This window comes from Pseudomonas sp. CCNWLW23 (genome assembly GCF_037095675.1).
GTDB classification, from domain to species: Bacteria; Pseudomonadota; Gammaproteobacteria; order Pseudomonadales; family Pseudomonadaceae; genus Aquipseudomonas; species Aquipseudomonas atacamensis.
The window spans coordinates 69,799-89,822 of record NZ_JBAWKM010000014.1 but is presented as its reverse complement, the minus strand read 5'-3'; the positions used below and the strand labels follow the sequence as shown (position 1 = coordinate 89,822).

Genomic DNA, 20,024 nt, shown 5'->3' with positions numbered 1-20,024 from the left:
CAGGTGATGGATGTTGCAGGATTAGACGGCCTCATTCAAGGCGCAAATGGCGTAGGTGTGGGGCCTTGATGCCATAGGGAAAACCCTTAGGAGGGCGGTTTGGGTCAGTGAAATCGGGCCTTTCATAGACTTTGATGGTGTTTGAGAGATTGCCATCGCGGGCAAGCCCGCTCCCACAGGTTTCTCGGGTGTAGACAAAATCGGCATTCACTAAGGCCCTGTGGGAGCGAGCCTGCTCGCGAACGGCTTCTACAACCAATGCCAGAACCGGCTCCAGAACCCGCGATTGAGGTCTTCCTTGCAGCCGGCATATTGCTGCGCATACAGATCCGAACGGTTCTGCACCTTGCGCGCGGTCGGCGGTAGCCAGGCTTTGCTCGCGTAGGTCTTGTTGCGGAAGCCGCCCCAGCCTTCGTGGTAGTTCAGGTACTGGTTATAGGCGTCGTATTTGTACACGCCGTTGATCGAGGTGGTCTTGTCCATGTACCAGCCGACGAAGTCGATTGCGTCGTCGAAGTCTTCGCGATCGGCCCAGTTGCGGCCGGTGCTTTTCTGGTAGTCGGCCCAGACTTCGTCCTTGGCTTGCGCATAACCGGAAGCGGTGGAGACGCGGCCCCACGGAATCACCCAGAGCAGGTATTTGCGCGGCGTCTTGGCGTCGTAGCGGTAGCCGGATTCCTGATACATGATCGCGAAAGGCACCTGGATCGGCACGCCCCAGCGTTTCTGGGTGACTTGCGCAGCGTCGTACCAGTCGCTTTTCTCGCGGAAGATTGCGCAGATGTCTTCCGGCGAGCGGGGCGGCGAGGTGCCGCAACCGCTCAGCAGGGTGGCCAGGGTCAGAAGGGCGAGGATGTGCCTGTGATTCAAGAGCTGTTTTCCGTCGTGCGCAAAAAGGCCGACAGTCTACGCGCTCAGCTCAATTGATGACGATAGGGCAGATCCGGACCGGTTTTGCTGCAGGTCAGTGCGGCGGCTTGTACGGCGAACCTGAGCATGCCGTCGATTTGCTCTCGACTGAGCTGCTGCACGCCTTCGACCGAGTCCAGCGAATGTTCGGTCAGCCAGGTGATCAGCGCCGCCTGGAAGGTATCGCCAGCGCCTACCGTGTCGGCGATCTGAACCTGATTGGCCGGTACCGACCACGAGCCATGGGCGCGACTGAACACTGTTGCGCCGTCGCCACCGCGCGTCAGGAAGACGATCTGGCAGCGATGTTCGAGCCAGCCTTCAATGACGTTTTGCGGATCCCGCTCGGGATAGAGCAGGCTCAGATCCTCGTCGCTGACTTTGATCAGATCGGCCAGGCGCACCAGCGTGGCGATGCGCTCGCGCCATAGCTCGATGTTCGGCTCGGGGTTGAGGCGCACGTTGGGATCGAGGCTGATCAGGCGTTTGCCGCTTTCGCGCTGAACCAGCTTAAGCAAGGTGTCGCCAATCGGCTGCACCACCAGCGAAAACGAGCCGATGTGCAGGCCGCGCACCTCGTCGCCGAGTGTCGGCAGATGTGCCTCGCTTAGTTGCCGGTCGGCGCAGCCTTCGCCACGGAAACTGTAATGCGGCGAGCCATTGGCGCCTACCGCGACCATTGCCAGGGTGGTCGGCGCGGCGAAATCCACCAGATAGTCCGGGCGCACACCTTCGTCCTGCAGGACTTGCTGCAAACGGCGGCCGAGGTAGTCGGTGGACAGGCCGCCGAAGAGCGCCGAGTCCACGCCCAAGCGGCGCAGACCGACGGCGACGTTGAACGGCGAGCCGCCGGCAATCGCCTTGAAATTGACTTTCGAGGCCAGACCGCTGGCATCGTTTTCGCTAAAGAAATCAAACAGGGCTTCGCCACACACCAGATACATAGTTGTTTGCTCGTTATAGGGTTGCGACATGCTGTTGATAGCGTTCGTAGGCCTGCTGGAACGCCGCGACATTCGCGGCGATCGGCAGGGTTTCACTGCTTGCGTCGAGTTTCACGCAGCGCTCGCACAGCTCGGCCAGGGACACATCATCGCCGTTAGAGCGCGACGCGCACCACGCCGCTTGAATCGCCGCACCCAGTGCGGCGGCTTCGCTTTGTTCGGTGCAGATGACCGGGGCGTTCATGATGTCGGCGACGACCTGCCGCCACACCGCGCTCTTCGAGCCGCCGCCGATCAGGCAAATGCGCAGGCTTTGTAAACCATTCTGGCGGAGCAAATCCAGCCCGTAGCGCAAACCGAAGGTGGTGCCTTCGACAGCGGCGCGGCACAGATTGGCCTGGGTCAGGTTGTCCATGGTCAGGCCATGCAGGCTGCCGGTGGCGTGGGGCAGGGCGGGGACGCGCTCACCGTTGAGAAACGGCAACATGCTCACGCCTTCGGCACCGATCGGCGATTGCGCGACCAGTTGGTTGAAGGTCGGCAGATCGAGCTTGAACAGTTCGCGAATTGCACCGGTGGCGTTGGTCAAATTCATGGTGCAGATCAACGGCAGCCAGCCGCCGCTGGAGGAACAGAACGTGGCAACCGAGGCATCGGCGCTGACGCTCGGGGCGTCGGAGAAGGCGTAGACCGTGCCGGACGAACCGAGGCTCATGGTGATCGCGCCGGGCTGGATATTGCCGGTACCGATCGCGCCCATCATGTTGTCGCCGCCGCCGCTCGAGACCACGGCGTTGGGGTTGATGCCGAGTTGCTCGGCGATTGCCGGGAGGAGGGTGCCGACGGCGGCGTGCGCGTCGATCAGCTCCGGCAATGCGGCTTGTAAACGGCCGCTGGCGTCGATGTCGCGCAGGATCTGCAAATCCCACTGACGCGTGCGCACGTTGAAATAACCGGTGCCGGAGGCATCGCCGTATTCGCTGCAGGCGCGGCCGGTGAGCCAGTAGTTGAGGTAGTCGTGAGGCAACAGAATCCGCGCGATGCGTGAGAACACGTCGGGATGCTGCTCTTTGGTCCAGAGCAGTTTCGACACCGTGTAGCCCGGTGCAATGACCACGCCGAGGCGTTCCAGCGAGCCTTCCTCGCCGCCCAGTTGCGCGAGCAAGCGGTCGTTTTCCGGCGTGGTTTCGGTGTCGCACCAGAGCTTGGCCGGGCGCAGCACTGCGCCTTGCTCATCGAGCAGGACCAGGCCGTGTTGCTGGCCGGAGACGCCGACACCGAGGATCGCCTGGCCGTCGACATTCGCCGCTTGCAAGGCCTGGCGGGTGGCGCTGACGAATGCATCGAGCCACTGTTGAACGTCTTGTTCGCGGCGGCCGTTGGCGCCGCTGATCATAGTGTGCGGCGCTGCGCCCAGACCGAGCACCTGGCCGCTGCCGGCATCGAGGATGATCGCTTTGGTGCCTTGGGTGCCGCAGTCGATACCCAGGAAGAGCTTTGTTGTTGTCATGTATGGGCCTGTCAGATTGCGCTGAAGATCAAGAGCTACCCCCTCACCCCAGCCCTCTCCCCCATGGGGGCGAGGGGGAAAGGGAGCAGATTTTCATGCCTTTCACACTCTGTATTCGACTCGGAATTTCAGGTCGATGAATAACGGAAGAACCACGCGGTCGGTTCCCTCTCCCTCCGGGAGAGGGCTAGGGTGAGGGGCTTTTCAGCCGAGCACCCGTTCCAGAGTCCGCGAAACCCCAACCTCGCGCAAACTCTGGCAGCACCACTCGAACGCTGCAACAAACTCCGCCGACTTCGGTATCGCCGTGCCGAAAATTTCTTCCACGCCCAACAGGCGCTCGGTGATCAACTCATCGTCCGCCACCAATCCCTGACAGAACGCCCCTCGCGGGTCCGGAATCGAATACGTATCGCCATTCTCATCCATGCCCTTCAAATACAGCGCCCACGCCGCGACTACCAGTGCCGCACGTTTGGTCTCGCGGCCATCGGCAATCAGCCGATTGATCGTCGGCACGGTGAACTTGGGAAACTTCGACGAACCATCCGAACACACGCGCTCCAGTTGATCGGCAATCGCCTGATTGGAAAACCGCGCCACCAGCGTGTCCTTGTATTCGCTCAAATCAATGCCCGGTACCGGCGCCAACTGTGGCGTGACATCCAGGTCCATATAAGCGCGCATGTAACGCACGAACAGCGGATCGTTCATGGTCTCGTGGACGAAGCGATAACCCTTGAGGAAACCCAGATAGGTGAGCGCCAAGTGACTGCCGTTGAGCAGTTTGATTTTCATCTCTTCGTACGGCGATACATCGTCGGTGAACTGCACGCCGACCTTTTCCCACGCCGGGCGGCCGTTGACGAATTTATCCTCCAGCACCCACTGCACAAACGGTTCGCAGACCACCGGCCAGGCATCGTCGACGCCGTGTTTGTCGGCCAGTTGCAGGCGATGCGCGGTGCTGGTCATCGGCGTGATGCGATCGACCATGGCGTTGGGGAAACTGACGTTCTGGTCGATCCAGTCGCGCAATTGCGGATCACGCAGCGCGGCGAACGCCAGCAGTGCCTTGCGCGCGACCGCGCCGTTGTGCGGCAGGTTATCGCAGGACATCACGGTGAATGCCGGAACACCCGCCGCACGGCGTCTGGCCAACGCGGCGCAAAGGAAGCCGAACACGGTGCCCGGCGTTTCGGGATGGGCGAGGTCGTGTTGAATCTGCGGCAGGTGCGCCATGAATTCGCCGTTGCTGTCGTCGATGCAGTAGCCGCCCTCGGTGATGGTCAGCGAGACGATACGGATCTGCGGTTCGGCGAGTTTGTCGATCAGCGTTTGCGCGCCATCTTCGGCCAGCAGCATGTCGCGGATTGCACCGATGACGCGCACTTCGGTGTCATCGCTGTCGCCCAGTTCGAAGAGGGTGAACAGGTAATCCTGCTCGCGCAGATCATCGCGGGCACGGCGATCCTCCGGGCGCAGGCCGACGCCGCAGATTGCCCAGTCCAGCGCTTCGCCAGTGTTCATCAAGGCATCGGTGTAATACGCCTGATGCGCGCGGTGGAAACCGCCGACGCCGATGTGGGCGATGCCTTGGCGTGTGTCGCTCAGGTTGTAGCCCGGCAGTTGCACTTCGGCGGCGAGGCGGTTGAGGTTCTGTTGGTTGAGTTTCATCGGATAGTCTCGAAATCAGGCGGCAGCGCGCAGTGGGCGAGTCAGCGCCACACCTTCAGCGTCGAACAGGTGGCAGTGAGTCGGGTCCAGGCGCAGGCTCAATTGCTCGCCATAACGGCTGGCCAAGTCGCCGCGCACGCGCATGGTCAGGGCTTCACCGGCGCTGGTGGTGACGTGGCAGAAGGTGTCGCTGCCAAGGCGTTCGCTGACATCGGCAGTCACCTGCAACGTGCAGTCGCCAGGTTGCGCCAGCTCCAGGTGTTCGGGGCGAATGCCCAACGTGACTGCGCTGCCGACACTGAGGTTGGCGGCGTTGAACGGCAGGGTGATGCGCGTGCCGGCGTCCAGCGAAACTTCGCAGCTGGCGCCGTCGATGCGGGCAATCTTGCCTTTGAGGAAACCCATTTTCGGCGTGCCGAGAAAGCCTGCGACAAACAGGTTGGCCGGGTTGTGATACAGGTCCAGCGGCGAGCCGACCTGCTCGATCCTGCCGCCATTGAGCACCACGACTTTGTCGGCCATGGTCATCGCTTCGACCTGGTCGTGGGTTACATAGATCATCGTCGCTTGCAGATCTTTATGCAGGCGCAGCAGTTCCAGACGCATCTGCACGCGCAACGCCGCGTCGAGGTTCGACAGCGGTTCATCGAAGAGGAAAATCTTCGGGTTGCGCACGATGGCACGGCCGATCGCCACGCGCTGGCGCTGGCCGCCGGAAAGCTGTTTCGGCTTGCGCTCGAGCATCGGGCCGAGCTCGAGAATGCGCGCCGCTTCGCCAACCTTGCGTTCGACTTCGGCTTTCGGCACGCCGGCCAGATCGAGGGCGAACGACATGTTCTTTTTCACAGTCATGTGCGGGTACAGCGCGTAGGTCTGGAACACCATCGCCAGATCGCGCTTGGCCGGGCTGACTTCAGTGATGTCGCGGCCATCGAGTTCGATGGTGCCGCCGCTGACCTCTTCAAGGCCGGCGATCAGGCGCAGCAGGGTGGATTTGCCGCAGCCCGACGGGCCGACGAAGACTACGAATTCCTTGTCGTTCACTTCCAGGTCAATGCCCTTGATGATGGAAAAGCCTTCGAAGCCTTTTTGCAGATTCTTGATTTTCAGGTTGGCCATGAGATGGGCCTCCGCAATTTATTATTCGATTGAACCAGCCGCACATTCTGACTGTGGGAGCGAGCCTGCTCGCGATGGGGCCGTGTCAGCCGCCTTCAACGTTGAATGACGCACCGCATTCGCGAGCAGGCTCGCTCCCACAGGAGTCGTGTTGGTTCAGGGATATTCATTTCACGGCACCAAACGACAGCCCACGCACCAGTTGCTTCTGGCTGATCCAGCCAAAGATCAGAATCGGCGCACAGGCCAGGGTCGAGACCGCCGACAACTTGGCCCAGAACAATCCTTCGGGACTTGAATACGAGGCGATCAACGCGGTCAGTGGTGCGGCATTCGAAGAGGTCAGGTTCAGCGACCAGAACGCCTCGTTCCAGCACAGGATCAGCGACAGCAGCACGGTCGAGGCGAGGCCGCCCTTGGCGATCGGCAGCAGCACGCGGACCATTTCCTGCCACAGCGTCGCACCGTCGAGGCGGGCGGCTTCGAGGATGTCTTTGGGGATGTCCTTGAAGTAGGTGTAAACCATCCAGACCACGATCGGCAGGTTGATCAGCGTGTAGATCACGATCAGCGCAATGCGCGTGTCGAGCAGGCCGAAACTCTTGGCCAGCAGGTAGATCGGCATCAGCACGCCCACCGGCGGCAGCATCTTGGTCGAGAGCATCCACAGCAGCGTGCCTTTGGTGCGCTGGGTTTCATAGAACGCCATCGAGTAGGCCGCAGGCACCGCGATCAACAGGCACAGGGCCGTGGCGCTGAAGGAGATCACCACCGAGTTCCAGGCGAAGCTGAAATAGTCGCTGCGCTCGTTGATGTGCAGGTAGTTCTCCAGCGTTGGCGTGAAGATGAACTGCGGCGGCGTGGCGAAAGCGTCGATTTCGCTCTTGAAACTGGTCATCACCATCCAGAAGATCGGGAAGAAAATCACGATCGCGATGGCCCAGGCCAGGGTGCCGAGCAGCAGGCTTTGCAGGCGGCGGGATTGTTGGAGGGTCATGGCAGGCCTCACGCTTTGTCAGTCAGGTTTTTGCCGATCATCCGCACCAGAATGATCGCGGCGATGTTGGCGATGACCACGGCAATCAAGCCGCCCGCCGAGGCCATGCCGACATCGAACTGCACCAGCGCCTGGTTGTAGATCAGGTAGGCGAGGTTGGTCGAGGCGTAGCCGGGGCCGCCGTTGGTGGTGGTGAAGATTTCGGCGAACACCGAGAGCAGGAAGATCGTTTCGATCATCACCACCACGGCAATCGGCCGCGCCAGATGCGGCAGGGTCAGGTGCCAGAAAATCGCGATCGGGCCGGCACCGTCCAGGCGTGCGGCTTCTTTCTGTTCCTGATCCAGCGACTGCATGGCGGTCATCAGAATCAGGATCGCGAAGGGCAGCCATTGCCACGAAACAATGATGATGATCGACAACAGCGGGTAGTGCGCCAGCCAGTCCACCGGTTGCGCACCGAACAGCTTCCAGATGTAGGCGAGGATCCCCGAGACCGGATGGAAGATCAGGTTCTTCCAGATCAACGCGCCGACGGTGGGCATGATGAAGAACGGCGAGATCAGCATCACCCGCACCAGGCCGCGACCAAGGAATTCGCTGGCCTCCAGCAACGCGCTGATCAACACACCGAAGACCACACTGATCAGCAGCACACTGCCGACCAGCAACAACGTATTGGTCGCGCCGGGCATGAAGCCCGAATCGGTGAGGAAGTAAGTGAAGTTCTCAAGCCCGACGAATTCGTTTTCGCCGGGGTAGAGCAGGTTGTAGCGGATCATCGAAAAGTACAGGGTCATGCCCAGCGGCACGATCATCCACAGCAGCAACAGCGTCACCGAAGGGCTGACCAGAAACCAGCCGGGATTGCGCACCCGCAGCTTGCGCTGGGGTGGCGACAGGTCGATGTGGGCTTTGGCAGTTGAAGTATTCATGGCATTCACAACCGAGTCATACAGACCTATGGAGATCCCCATGTGGGAGCGAGCCTGCTCGCGAAAGCGCCGGATCAGTGTCATGTGTGTTGGCTGACACGACGCCTTCGCGAGCAGGCTCGCTCCCACAAGAGGCAGGAGCAAGTCGCTCAGCGCTTACTTGGGATAACCCGCACGCTTCATCTCGCGTTCCGTAGTCTGCTGCGCCGCCGCCAAAGCCTGATCTACCGTGGTCTGGCCGATCAGTGCTGCCGAGAACAGCTTGCCGACCTGGGTGCCCACTGCCTGGAATTCAGGAATGGTCACCAGCTGAATGCCGATGTACGGCACCGGTTTCAGCGTCGGTTTGCTCGGGTCAGCGGCTTTCAGCGATTCCAGCGTCACCTTGGCAAACGGCGCAGCGCTCATGTACGCATCGCTGTAGGTCGAAGCGCGGGTGCCCGGCGGCACGTTGGCGATGCCATCGGTCTTGGCAACCAGTTCGCCGTACTCTTTGGACGTGGCCCAGGCGCTGAAGGTTTTTGCTGCGTCCTTGGCCTTGGAACTGGTCGGAATCGCCAGCGCCCACGAATACAGCCACGCCGAGCCTTTATCCGTGACCTGATGCGGAGCGAAGGTGAAACCGACGTGATCGGCGACCTTGCTCTGGGTTTTGTCGGTGACGAACGAACCAGCCACGCTGGCGTCGACCCAGATCGCGCATTTGCCGCTGTTGAACAGGGCGAGGTTTTCGTTGAAACCGTTGCTCGATGCGCCTGGCGGGCCGGATTTCTTCATGGTGTTGACGTAGAAATTCAGCGCATTTTTCCATTCCGGGCCGCTGAATTCCGGTTTCCACTGCTCATCGAACCAGCGCGCGCCATAAGCATTGGCGACCGTGGTGACCAGCGCCATGTTCTCACCCCAACCAGCCTTGCCGCGCAGGCAGATGCCGTATTGCTCTTTGTCTTTCTGGGTGAGCTTTTCCGCAAACCCGGCGATCTCTTCCCAGGTCGGCCGCTCCGGCATGGTCAGCCCGGCTGCCTTGAACAGGTCGGTGCGGTAATAGGTGATCGAACTTTCTGCGTAAAACGGCAGCGCATACAGCGAACCCTTCACCGACAGGCCTTCGCGCACCGATGGGAAAACGTCGTCGAGGGCGTAACTGGCCGGCAGTTCCTTCATTGGCTCCAGCCAACCCTTGCCGCCCCAGAGTGCGGCTTCGTACATGCCGATGGTCAATACGTCGAACTGGCCGCCCTGTGTGGCGATGTCGGTGGTCAGGCGCTGACGCAGGACGTTTTCTTCCAGCACCACCCAATTGAGCGTAATGTCCGGATGCTCGCTCTCGAAGGTTTTCGAGAGTTTCTGCATGCGGATCATGTCGCTGTTGTTGACGGTGGCGATGGTCAGGGTCTGGGCGCCAAGGCTGACGCTGCTGAGGGTCATGCAGGTGAGAGCGAGCAGAGCTTTTGCAGTGGGTTGCATCGTGCACTCCTTTTCTGACACCCGTCGGGGCAGAAGGACAGTTATTGTTTTTGTGTCTTCCGAATGCAGGAAGAATCTGCGCTGATTACAGCCTTCAACGGCGGGGCTGACAAATCATCCCTAGCACTTTTGTTGATACTTTTTTGCACTGGGGTTTGGTGGGGGGAACGCAGGGAAGGGGTTTTGCGCGAGGTGCGGTTAACGAATGCGTACAGATTTCGCCAGCCGGGCACAACCTCTTGTGGGAGCGAGCCTGCTCGCGAAGATGGTGTGTCAGCCACAGGATTTTTCACTGACAGAACGCTTTCGCGAGCAGGCTCGCTCCCACAGGTGGCGTGTCGTCAGAGATGATTCTGTTCAGTCAGCCGCTGCACCGCCAGCCGTCGATAGTGCGACGGCGTCATGCCCTTGAGTTGCTGAAAGCGTCGATTGAAGTTGGAAATATTGTTGAAGCCCGACTCGAAGCACACCTCGGTCACCGGTTTGTCGCCGTCGGCCAGCAGCTCACAGGATTTGCTGATGCGCAGGCGATTGACGAATTCAATGAAGTTGCGCCCGGTGGCCTGCTTGAATACCCGGCTGAAATAGGTCGGCGTCATGCCCAGGTGCTCGGCCACTTCTTCCAGTGAAATGTCCCGGGCGTAATGGCTGAAGATGTAATCGACGGCGCGGTTGGTGCGGTCGATGTTGTGTTCGTCGGCCAGTTGCGGCGTGGTGGCACCGGACAGCAACTGGTAATCATCACTGGCCGCAAGCAATTCCATCAGGATGAAAAAATGCCCGAGGCGGGTGATGCCGGTGCTGTCGGCGATCCGCTGCATAAGCGTCATGGCCTGACGGATCGTGCGCTTGCAGCGAAATTCGATGCCGTACTGCGCGCGCTCAAGCAGTGGCGCCAACGATTTCAGCTCAGCGAACACCTGATGCCCGCTCTCGAACAATTCGTCGGTGAAGTTGACCAGCATGTCGCGTTTCTCCACCACTTCATCTTCAGCGACCTGGCTGATCCAGTTGTGCGGCAGGTTGGGACCGGTCAGAAACAGGGTTTCCGGATAGAAGTTGCCAATGTAATCGCCGATGAACACCTTGCCGGAACTGGCAACGATCAGGTGCAGTTCGTATTCCTTGTGGAAATGCCAGCGCACCAGCGGGCAGGGGAAGCCGTGCTGGCGGTAGATGATGGACAAGCCGTTATGGTCGTCCATCAACTCGTAGGAAGGGTCGGTCACGCGAGCGGTTCGGGTCATGACGGGGCACTTTTTTATTATCGCTGCACGATCATGCCTCGTTTTTTGCCATTTGTGCCACTTCCGACCGGCCGTCCGTGATAACCGCTCAGCTGAGCTTGTCGCGTGCCTTTCGCAGGTTAGCCATTTGGCAGAAACGCACGATGTTCGAGTTTTTGATGAAGTCGAAATTGATGATGTTGCACTTGCGCGCCCAATCGGATTTTTCCGGATCGAACCACTCGTCAAGACTGTCGAGGATGCGCTGTGGCCCGCCCAGTGTGTAACTGGTTGCCGACAGCGACCATGGGCGGAGCGTACTGACAGGTGTGCTCAGTACGTTGTCTATATAGCCATAAAGATCCGAGGTGCTGACCTGTGATTTGCCGATCCACTTGTGATTGATTGGCCTGTAGAAACGAAAGTCTTCGCTTTCCCAGGTCATCGGCGCGGCCACCATGATGCGTTGCAATGGATTGATGGCTTTGAGTTCGCCGATTGTCAGGTGCAGATTGTCGGTGGGAATAATCCGTTCCCCGAGGTGCTCCAGCAAAGCTGTTCTGAATTCCTCATGGTTGAATGGATCTGTAGCGTTGGAAAGTTCATGAAAGTCCAGAACGATAAACTCGTTCGGGCTTCTTTCATAAAATCCCTTGAGGTCTCTGATCAGGTCTTCAAGCGTTCGCGAAGAGTTGAATCCATTGTGCTGGAAACGGAATCTCGCCAGTTGTTTCGCCTTGCTGTTGTAAACAAGGCGTACATCAAGTGCGCGAGCGCCGCGATTCAACTGCGAATAAAACGAAACGTCCTGGCAGGCAAGCCAGTTTTTCCCGGGAATCAGGGCATAAGAAGCTTCCCAGTCACAGCCGGCGTTGTGCGCGCCGGGCAGGGTCATTTCGAATAACGAAAGATTATCGATCTGTGGTGAATCAGCCATCCATTGATGGGTTGGTATATCGTCGAAGTTTTCCATGTTGCATATCCTGCGAAGTGGTTGATTAGTTGCGCGCAGGATGTTTATAGGCATGTTAGAGTTATTGCGAAAGTTCGCTTTTAATGCAAGTCATGTAATTGATGTAATCAACGCTCTGTTGGATTCAACTGGTTTTTCGCTTCGATCCATTGAGCCATGTATTGAGTGCTTTTGAGTGTGTGATGTCGCAGCATGGCGCCGGTGAAATTGTCGTTTCTAAGTTGTGCCAAGTGTTGTCGGCAATCATCTATCCGGTTGATCAGACGCGGGCCATGTACGCTGCGCTGATAACGTTGCTGCAAAAGTGCCGAAGCCTGAATCTGCGCTTGCTGCCAGCGCGCTGGATCTTCGTACAGTTGCACGGCCTGTTCGGCGAAGGTATTTGCGTCCAGGGCAATGGCGCCCGGCCAAGGAGCATCGCCGTGCATGGCTTCGGCGCCGATCGGTGTCGTCACGCTTGGCGTGCCACAGAGCATGGCATCGACCAGTTTGCCCTTGATTCCCGCGCCAAAGCGCAATGGCGCAAGGCAGACCCGCGCTGCCGACATCACTTCAAGCGCATCTTCGGCCCAGTCCATGATGTGAAAGCCTTGGGCCGGGTTGTGCAGTGCGGTGGCTTTGGGCGGCGTATAGGCGCCATAGATATGCAGTTGCGCGCGAGGCAGGCGCGCGCGGATCAGCGGCCAGAGCGTGGTCTTCATCCAGAGCACGGCATCCCAGTTTGGCGCGTGACGGAAGTTGCCAATACTGAGGAAATGCGCGCGCTCTTCGAAACCTGGCGCGGCGGTGTCCGGAAGATCAATCATCAACGGACACCAATGCAGGATTTGCCGAGGCAGGCCGAATTCCTCCACCAGCAGGTCGATCTCGACTTCGGAAATCATCAGGTTCAAATCACACCGGTACAGCGCAGCGATTTCCCGTTTGGCCAGATCGGTGCTCGCCATCAGCTGGAATTCTTCGTGCAATGCCGGTGCGAACAGTTCGGTGAAATCAGTCTGCTCGTCGTCGCTTTTCAGCCGGTCTTTCAGACGCTGATGACGCGCATGCCGCAGGCTTTGCAGGTCGGAGGTTTCCAGGATGCGCAGGGCGCCCGGGCAGTGTTTCTCCACCCGCCAGCCAAACTGTTCTTCCATCATGAACTGATCGAACAGCACGATATCCGGCGCCAACTCGCTGATGAACGTGTCGAAACTGCTGTTGTTGAGCTCGATCGATACTTCGCGAACGCCCAGCGCCGTCAGATCAGCCTTGTGTTCACCCGGGCCGGCCGGGCTGCTGAACGTGATGTCCCATCCCTGATCGAGAAATGTCTCGAGGATCTGCATGACATGTCCGCTGGCCGCCGAAGAGCGGGGCTCGGGCCAGACGTAGCCGATGACCAGGACTTTGGTGGGAACTGAGTGGGACATCGCTGGATTCTCGGCGCTTAAAAAAGGCGCAATTAAACCACAGTGATGCGTGCTCATCGCCAGTTCAGGTTGATCACGATTGCTCGGGTTCCAGCCAATGCAGGTAGATGCGCAGGACTATTCCAGTATGGATTTGACCTTGTCGCGTAGCTGGTCAATCGAAAACGGTTTGCCGATGACATGCATGTCGCCGGGTACTTCGATAGTCTCGGCATAACCGCTGGCAAACAGGATGGGCAGAGCAGGGCGCAGCTGACGGGCCTTTTGAGAAAGTTCGCGGCCATCCATGCCAGGCAGGCCGTGGTCGGTCATCATCAAATCGATGTCTTTGCCAGGATTCGCAAGAATCTCGAGTGCCGCGTTGCCATCATCAGCCTCCAATACCGTGTATTCCAGCTCCTCCAGCACATCCACGATGAGCATGCGCACGATGTCGTCATCTTCTACGACAAGGATAGTGGAGGCATTGGCAGACATGGCAGGACTCTCAAAAATTGAAATCGGGGGATACCGGGCAAGCGAATTTTGCCGGACTCTTGCATGAGTAAGTGGCGCATAGCCACAAGTTCCCGAGCTGATACAAAAAAGAACAGGTCAGTGCGGTGCGGCAAGGATAACCGTTGGCGTCGTCCAATGCGCAGGCGTGTGTAGGAAAATGCCATCATTTGTGTGAGAAAAATGGATCCATGGCGGGGTTTTGGGGCAAACTCTCGGGTTTTCAACAGTTCGACAAGGCTGCCCCATGTCCTCTCCGTCCTCGGTTGATGAACAACGGTTCCGCAAACTTCTGAGTCGCAACGTCAGCCTGCCGCTGGGCGTCGGCGTGCTCAGCGCCGTGTTCTTCGTCTCGCTGATCACTTATTTGCTGTCGGTCATCCAATGGGTCGAGCACACCGACCGTGTGATCAATAACGCCAATGAAGCGGTGAAGCTCACCGTTGATCTGGAAACCGGCATGCGCGGCTATCTGCTCAGCGGTGACGAGCACTTTCTCGACCCGTACGAAGTTGCCAAGCCGCGTATCGAGGTCGCTCTCAATACGTTGCTGGAGCTGACCGCCGATAATCCGGTGCAGACCGATCGCTTGCGCCGTTTGCAAGCCTTGCAGGTGGAGTGGGCCAACTACGCGCAGTCGATGATCGATCTGCAGCGCAGCAGTGGCGACTATCGCGGTGCGGTCAAGGCCGGGCGGGGCAAGCGCCTGACCGATGAAATCCGCAAGCAATTCGAGGACGTCATCGAGACCGAGCAGGTGCTGCGCGCCACCCGCAATGAGGATGTGCGCCGCACGACGATCTGGAGCATCACCCTTTATCTGATTTTCATCGTCGGTATCAGTGGGTTGCTGGCCTACATCGGCCGCCGTGATCTGCTCAACCTGTCGACCAACTACAGCGCCAACCTCGCCGCCCAACTGGCCAGCGCCGAACGCCTCGAGAAACAGGCGTGGCTGCGCAACGGCCAGACGCAACTGGCCGAGCAGGTGTTGGGGCAACTGACGCTGAACCTGCTGGGGCGCAACATTCTGCAATTCTGCGCGCAATACCTTGGCACTGCCGTCGCCGCGCTTTATGTGCGCGAAGAACATGGCGGCCTCAAGCGCGTGGCGACTTATGGTTTCTCCCGCGAGCAGGAAGAGCTCAATCAAACGATCTACAGCGGCGAAGGCATCGTCGGCCAAGTGGCAGAACAGGCACGCCTGATCCGTCTCGACGCGGTCCCGGGCGACTATTTCAAAGTCAGCTCCGGTCTCGGCGCAGGTCTGCCGCACAGTGTGCTGGTGGTGCCGACCAGCGATGATGATCGGGTCAACGGTGTGATCGAACTGGGCTTCCTGCGTCCGCTGTCCGAGCGCGACATCGAACTGCTGGAACTGATTGCCGGCAACATCGGCACCTCGATCGAAGCGGCGCGTTACCGTCAGCGCTTGCAAGAAGTGCTCGCCGAAACCCAGCAGCTCAATGAAGAGCTGCAAGTGCAGCAGGAAGAGCTGAAGACTGCCAACGAAGAGCTGGAAGAACAGTCGCGGATTCTCAAGGAATCCCAGGCGCATCTGGAAACCCAGCAGGTGGAGCTGGAGCAGACCAACGAGCAGCTCGCCGAACAGCGCGATGCCATGGACAAGAAAAACACCGAGCTGAATCAGGCGCAGATTCAACTCGAAGAGCGTGCCGAAGAGCTGCAACGCTCGAGCAAGTACAAGTCCGAATTCCTAGCCAACATGTCCCACGAACTGCGCACGCCGCTCAACAGTTCGCTGATTCTGGCCAAACTGTTGGCGGAAAACCCGCAGCAGAATCTGTCGGCGGAACAGGTCAAGTTCGCCGAATCGATCTATTCGGCCGGCAACGATCTGCTCAACCTGATCAACGACATTCTCGACATTTCCAAAGTTGAAGCCGGGAAACTCGAAGTGATCGCCGAAAACACCCGTGTCGATCGACTGGTCGACGGCTTGCGCTCGATGTTCGAACCGTTGGCGGCCGACAAAAAACTGGCCTTCAGCGTCGAGGTTCAGCCGGACGCACCGGGCTTGCTGTTCACCGACCGTCAGCGTCTGGAGCAGGTGATCAAGAACCTGCTGTCCAACGCGATCAAGTTCACCGAACACGGCGCCGTCAGCCTGAGCATCACCGCGCAGCCGAATGATCACATCGCTTTCAGCGTCAAGGATTCCGGGATCGGTATCGCCGCGGATCAGCAGGAAAGTATCTTCGAGGCGTTCCGTCAGGCGGATGGCACCACCAATCGCAAATACGGCGGCACCGGCCTTGGCCTGTCGATCTCGCGGGATCTGGCGACGTTGCTGGGCGGTTCGATCAGCGTCGACAGCGTGCCGGGGCAGGGCAGCACGTTTACGCTGGTGTTGCCGCGTCAGTATCACGAATTCGGTGAAACGCCGGCCGCGCCGCTGACCTTCCACCCGGCACCTGTGACGCCTGCGCCAGTTGCTGTTGCGGCTCCGCTCGCATCGGCGATTCCGGCAGTCATCCCGCGCTTTGCCGACGATCGCGACAAGGCACCGTTCGCCACCCGCTGCATTCTGGTGGTGGAGGACGAACCGAACTTCGCCCGTATCCTCTATGACCTGGCCCATGAGTTGGGCTACATGTGTCTGGTCGCCCACGGCGCTGACGAAGGTTACGACCTGGCGCGCGAATTCGTTCCGGATGCGATCCTCCTCGACATGCGCCTGCCGGATCATTCCGGTCTGACCGTGCTGCAACGCCTGAAAGAACGCGCCGAAACCCGGCACATTCCAGTGCACGTGATTTCCGTGGAAGACCGCGTCGAAGCGGCCATGCACATGGGCGCGATCGGCTACGCAGTGAAGCCGACCACCCGCGAAGAGCTCAAGGATGTGTTCGCCCGTCTCGAGGCCAAGCTGACGCAGAAGGTCAAACGCGTGTTGCTGGTCGAAGATGACGATCTGCAACGCGAAAGCATCGCGCGGCTGATTGGCGACGAAGACATCGAAATCACTGCCGTCGGCCTGGCCCAGGACGCCCTGGAATTGCTGCGCACGACCATCTACGACTGCATGGTCATCGACCTCAAGCTGCCGGACATGCTCGGCAACGATCTGCTCAAGCGCATGTCCACCGAGGACATCTGCTCGTTCCCGCCGGTCATCGTTTACACCGGACGCAACCTGACCCGCGACGAAGAGGCCGAACTGCGCAAGTATTCGCGCTCGATCATCATCAAGGGCGCACGCTCCCCGGAGCGATTGCTCGACGAGGTCACACTCTTTCTGCACAAAGTCGAATCGCAGCTGTCCCATGAACGGCAGAAGATGCTCAAGACCGCGCGCAGCCGCGACAAGGTCTTTGAAGGTCGCAAAGTGCTGCTGGTGGACGACGATGTGCGCAACATCTTCGCCCTGACCAGCGCGCTGGAACACAAAGGCGCAGTCGTGGTGATCGGCCGTAATGGCCGCGAAGCGATTGAGAAACTTCATGAAGTCGAGGACATCGACCTGGTGCTGATGGACGTAATGATGCCGGAAATGGATGGCTTCGAAGCCACCATGGAAATCCGCAAGGATCCGCGCTGGCGCAAGCTGCCGATCATCGCGGTGACGGCCAAGGCCATGAAGGACGATCAGGAGCGCTGCCTGCAAGCGGGCGCCAACGATTACCTGGCCAAGCCCATCGACCTTGATCGTCTGTTCTCGCTGATACGTGTGTGGTTACCGAAAATGGAACGCATCTAGTGGAACGCAGCAGTTCAGCCGAGCGCAACAGCGAAATCGAATTACGCTTGTTGATCGAGGCGATTTACCTGAAATACAGCTATGACTTTCGCGACTACTCCGGCGCTTCGATCAAGCGCCGGGTGCAGCACGCGCTGAGTCAGTTCGAGTGCGCGACCATCTCGGCCCTGCAAGAAAAAGTCCTGCACGACCCGACCGCGTTCATGCAGCTGCTGCAACTGCTGACGATCCCGGTCAGCGAGATGTTCCGCGATCCGTCGCACTTCCTGGCGATCCGCAACGAAGTGGTGCCGCTGCTGCGCACCTATCCGTCGCTGAAGATCTGGATTGCCGGATGCAGCACGGGCGAGGAGGTCTATTCGATGGCGATCCTGCTGCGCGAAGAAGGCCTGCTCGACCGCACGATCATCTACGCCACCGACATCAACCCGCGCTCGCTGGAGAAGGCCAAGCAAGGGATTTTCTCCATGGAAAACGTCCGCGCCTACACTGCCAACTATCAGCAGGCCGGCGGTCAGCGTTCGTTTGCCGATTACTACACCGCAGCCTACGGCTACGCGATTTTCGACAAGAGCCTGTGCGAGAACGTGACGTTCGCCGACCACAGCCTGGCCACCGACAGCGTGTTCTCCGAAACCCAGTTGATTTCCTGCCGCAACGTGCTGATCTATTTCAACAAGAAGTTGCAGGACCGGGCGTTCGGGCTGTTCCATGAATCGTTGTCGCATCGCGGCTTTCTGGTGCTGGGCAGCAAGGAAACCCTGGATTTTTCCAACTATTCGAACCAGTTCGAGGCGTTGGTCAAACAAGAACGGATCTACCGCAAATCATGAACGACACCCCGAGCCTGCCTCGCATCGAGGCCGTCGTGATCGGCGCCTCCGCAGGCGGTGTCGAGGCGTTGCTGACCCTGCTCGGGCCATTGCGCAAAGGCTATGTGCTGCCGATCATCATCGTTCTGCATCTGCCGGAAGAGCGCCGCAGTCATCTGGCCGAAGTGTTCTCCCGCCGTGTGGCGATGCCGGTCAAGGAAGCTGAAGACAAGCAGGACATTGAAGCCGGCACGGTGTATTTCGCCACGCCCGGTTATCACTTGTCGGTCGAAGCGGATCGCAGCCTGTCGCTGAGCCTGGAGGACCGCGTACATCATTCGCGGCCGTCTATTGATTACCTGTTTGAATCGGCCGCTGACGTTTACGGCGAGACACTCGCCGCCGTGCTGCTGACCGGCGCCAATCAGGATGGCGCGCGCGGTCTGGCCTGCGTCAAGCGCTGCGGCGGCCTGACCATTGTTCAAGACCCCGATGATGCACAAGTCGCCACCATGCCCCAGGCTGCACTGAACGTTCTGCAGCCGGATCATGTCCTACCCATTCACGGCATCGGCCGTCTGCTAGTCGAGCTGGAACGAATCGCATGCTGAGTAATATCCAAGCCAAACTGTTGATCGTTGACGATCTGCCAGAAAACCTGCTGGCGCTGGAAGCGCTGATCAAGCGCGAGGATCGCACGGTCTACAAGGCTCTGTCGGCGGACGAAGCACTGTCGCTGTTGCTGCAACACGAATTCGCCATGGCCATTCTCGACGTGCAGATGCCGGGCATGAACGGCTTCGAACTGGCCGAGTTGATGCGCGGCACCGAGAAGACCAAGAACATTCCGATCATTTTCGTCAGCGCCGCTGGCCGTGAACTCAACTACGCGTTCAAGGGCTATGAAAGCGGTGCGGTGGACTTCCTGCACAAGCCGCTGGACATTCATGCGGTGAAGAGCAAGGTCAACGTTTTCGTCGATCTGTATCGCCAGAGCAAGGCCATGAAACAGCAGGTCGAGGCGCTCGAGCAGGCCCGCCGTGAGCAGGAAGCGCTGCTGCAACAGTTGCAAAGCACGCAGCTTGAGCTGGAACAAGCGGTGCGCATGCGCGATGACTTCATGTCCATCGTTGCCCACGAGGTGCGTACACCGCTCAATGGCCTGATCCTTGAAACCCAGCTGCGCAAGATGCACCTGGCGCGGGACAACGCCGCGGCGTTCACCCTCGACAAGATGCAGGCGATGGTCGATCGCGATGAGCGGCAGATCAAAAGTCTGATTCGCCTGATCGAAGACATGCTCGATGTCTCGCGAATCCGCACCGGCAAACTGTCGATCCGCCCGAGTCGTTTCGATCTGGTGCAACTGGTCAGCAATCTGCTGCAAAATTTTGCACCGCAAATGGAAGCGGCGGAAACCAGCGTTTCCTTTGAGGCGTCCGAGCCGGTCGAAGGTTGCTGGGACGAGTTCCGCATCGAGCAAGTGGTGTCCAATCTGCTGACCAACGCCTTGCGTTACGGCGGTCGCAGCCCGATTCAGGTGCGCGTCTATCGCGAAGCTGACGAGGCTCGGGTCGAGGTCCAGGATCACGGCATCGGCATCAGCGCCGAGAACCAGAAGCGAATTTTTCAGCAGTTCGAACGGGTGTCCGCCAAGACGGTGGTGGCCGGGCTCGGGCTGGGTCTGTTCATTTCCGAGCAGATCGTCGCCGCCCATGGCGGCTCCATCGTCGTCGAGAGTGAAATCAACGAAGGCGCCCTGTTTCGCGTTTGTCTGCCGATCCAGGAAAACGGCATATCCGACGCAACCTCTGAGTGACCACACGG

The 20,024-nt window shown here is 59.3% G+C and carries 16 protein-coding genes; 4 read left to right on the top strand and 12 right to left on the bottom strand.

Annotated features, from left to right (window positions below; all coding sequences use genetic code 11):
- Window positions 1-249 precede the first annotated feature (249 nt).
- The 12 genes from V8J63_RS18205 to V8J63_RS18150 all read right to left on the bottom strand — a co-directional run bounded on the left by V8J63_RS18205 (window position 250) and on the right by V8J63_RS18150 (window position 13,646).
- Entirely contained in the window at window positions 250-870 is a 621-nt protein-coding gene (locus V8J63_RS18205) for a transglycosylase SLT domain-containing protein (RefSeq protein WP_016774877.1), read from the bottom strand.
- A gap of 44 nt (window positions 871-914) precedes the next feature.
- On the bottom strand, window positions 915-1,853 hold the full coding sequence (locus V8J63_RS18200; protein ID WP_336464453.1) for a carbohydrate kinase family protein: 939 nt from the start codon (window positions 1,851-1,853) through the stop codon (window positions 915-917).
- A gap of 13 nt (window positions 1,854-1,866) precedes the next feature.
- Window positions 1,867-3,363 (bottom strand): xylulokinase, encoded by a 1,497-nt coding sequence (xylB, locus tag V8J63_RS18195; RefSeq protein WP_336464452.1) that lies wholly within the window; start codon window positions 3,361-3,363, stop codon window positions 1,867-1,869.
- 204 nt (window positions 3,364-3,567) lie between these two features.
- The gene (locus V8J63_RS18190; protein WP_336464451.1) at window positions 3,568-5,040 is read right to left on the bottom strand and encodes a mannitol dehydrogenase family protein; all 1,473 of its coding nucleotides are present in this window, start codon (window positions 5,038-5,040) and stop codon (window positions 3,568-3,570) included.
- A 15-nt stretch (window positions 5,041-5,055) separates the two neighbouring features.
- Window positions 5,056-6,159 carry an ABC transporter ATP-binding protein gene (locus V8J63_RS18185; RefSeq protein WP_073476158.1) on the bottom strand — a complete coding sequence of 368 codons (1,104 nt, stop codon included), beginning with the start codon at window positions 6,157-6,159 and terminating at the stop codon, window positions 5,056-5,058.
- A 166-nt stretch (window positions 6,160-6,325) separates the two neighbouring features.
- Complete coding sequence (locus V8J63_RS18180) at window positions 6,326-7,156, bottom strand: carbohydrate ABC transporter permease (protein ID WP_016774872.1); 831 nt, start codon at window positions 7,154-7,156, stop codon at window positions 6,326-6,328.
- 8 nt (window positions 7,157-7,164) lie between these two features.
- The gene (locus V8J63_RS18175; protein WP_336464450.1) at window positions 7,165-8,091 is read right to left on the bottom strand and encodes a carbohydrate ABC transporter permease; all 927 of its coding nucleotides are present in this window, start codon (window positions 8,089-8,091) and stop codon (window positions 7,165-7,167) included.
- Window positions 8,092-8,247: 156 nt separating this feature from the next.
- The gene (locus V8J63_RS18170; protein WP_336464449.1) at window positions 8,248-9,558 is read right to left on the bottom strand and encodes an ABC transporter substrate-binding protein; all 1,311 of its coding nucleotides are present in this window, start codon (window positions 9,556-9,558) and stop codon (window positions 8,248-8,250) included.
- A gap of 341 nt (window positions 9,559-9,899) precedes the next feature.
- Window positions 9,900-10,805: an AraC family transcriptional regulator gene (locus tag V8J63_RS18165; protein ID WP_122698190.1), complete on the bottom strand. Its 906-nt coding sequence runs from the start codon at window positions 10,803-10,805 to the stop codon at window positions 9,900-9,902.
- A gap of 88 nt (window positions 10,806-10,893) precedes the next feature.
- Complete coding sequence (locus V8J63_RS18160; protein WP_336464448.1) at window positions 10,894-11,757, bottom strand: phospholipase; 864 nt, start codon at window positions 11,755-11,757, stop codon at window positions 10,894-10,896.
- Window positions 11,758-11,864: 107 nt separating this feature from the next.
- Entirely contained in the window at window positions 11,865-13,169 is a 1,305-nt protein-coding gene (locus V8J63_RS18155; protein WP_130902778.1) for a glycosyltransferase, read from the bottom strand.
- A 117-nt stretch (window positions 13,170-13,286) separates the two neighbouring features.
- Window positions 13,287-13,646 carry a response regulator gene (locus V8J63_RS18150; RefSeq protein ID WP_125926543.1) on the bottom strand — a complete coding sequence of 120 codons (360 nt, stop codon included), beginning with the start codon at window positions 13,644-13,646 and terminating at the stop codon, window positions 13,287-13,289.
- A 265-nt stretch (window positions 13,647-13,911) separates the two neighbouring features.
- On the opposite strand from V8J63_RS18150, the gene V8J63_RS18145 reads away from it, so the two are divergent.
- The 4 genes from V8J63_RS18145 to V8J63_RS18130 are packed head-to-tail and all read left to right on the top strand — an operon-like array spanning window position 13,912 to window position 20,016.
- Window positions 13,912-17,385, top strand: coding sequence for a response regulator (locus V8J63_RS18145; protein ID WP_122692507.1), 3,474 nt, complete (start codon window positions 13,912-13,914; stop codon window positions 17,383-17,385).
- Window positions 17,385-18,218: a CheR family methyltransferase gene (locus tag V8J63_RS18140; RefSeq protein ID WP_016774863.1), complete on the top strand. Its 834-nt coding sequence runs from the start codon at window positions 17,385-17,387 to the stop codon at window positions 18,216-18,218. Before V8J63_RS18145 ends, V8J63_RS18140 begins: the two co-directional genes overlap by 1 nt.
- Complete coding sequence (locus tag V8J63_RS18135; RefSeq protein ID WP_206422098.1) at window positions 18,215-18,808, top strand: chemotaxis protein CheB; 594 nt, start codon at window positions 18,215-18,217, stop codon at window positions 18,806-18,808. Before V8J63_RS18140 ends, V8J63_RS18135 begins: the two co-directional genes overlap by 4 nt.
- A complete protein-coding gene (locus V8J63_RS18130; protein ID WP_016774861.1) occupies window positions 18,802-20,016 on the top strand; it encodes a hybrid sensor histidine kinase/response regulator in 1,215 nt (404 codons plus the stop codon). Before V8J63_RS18135 ends, V8J63_RS18130 begins: the two co-directional genes overlap by 7 nt.
- Window positions 20,017-20,024 lie beyond the last annotated feature (8 nt).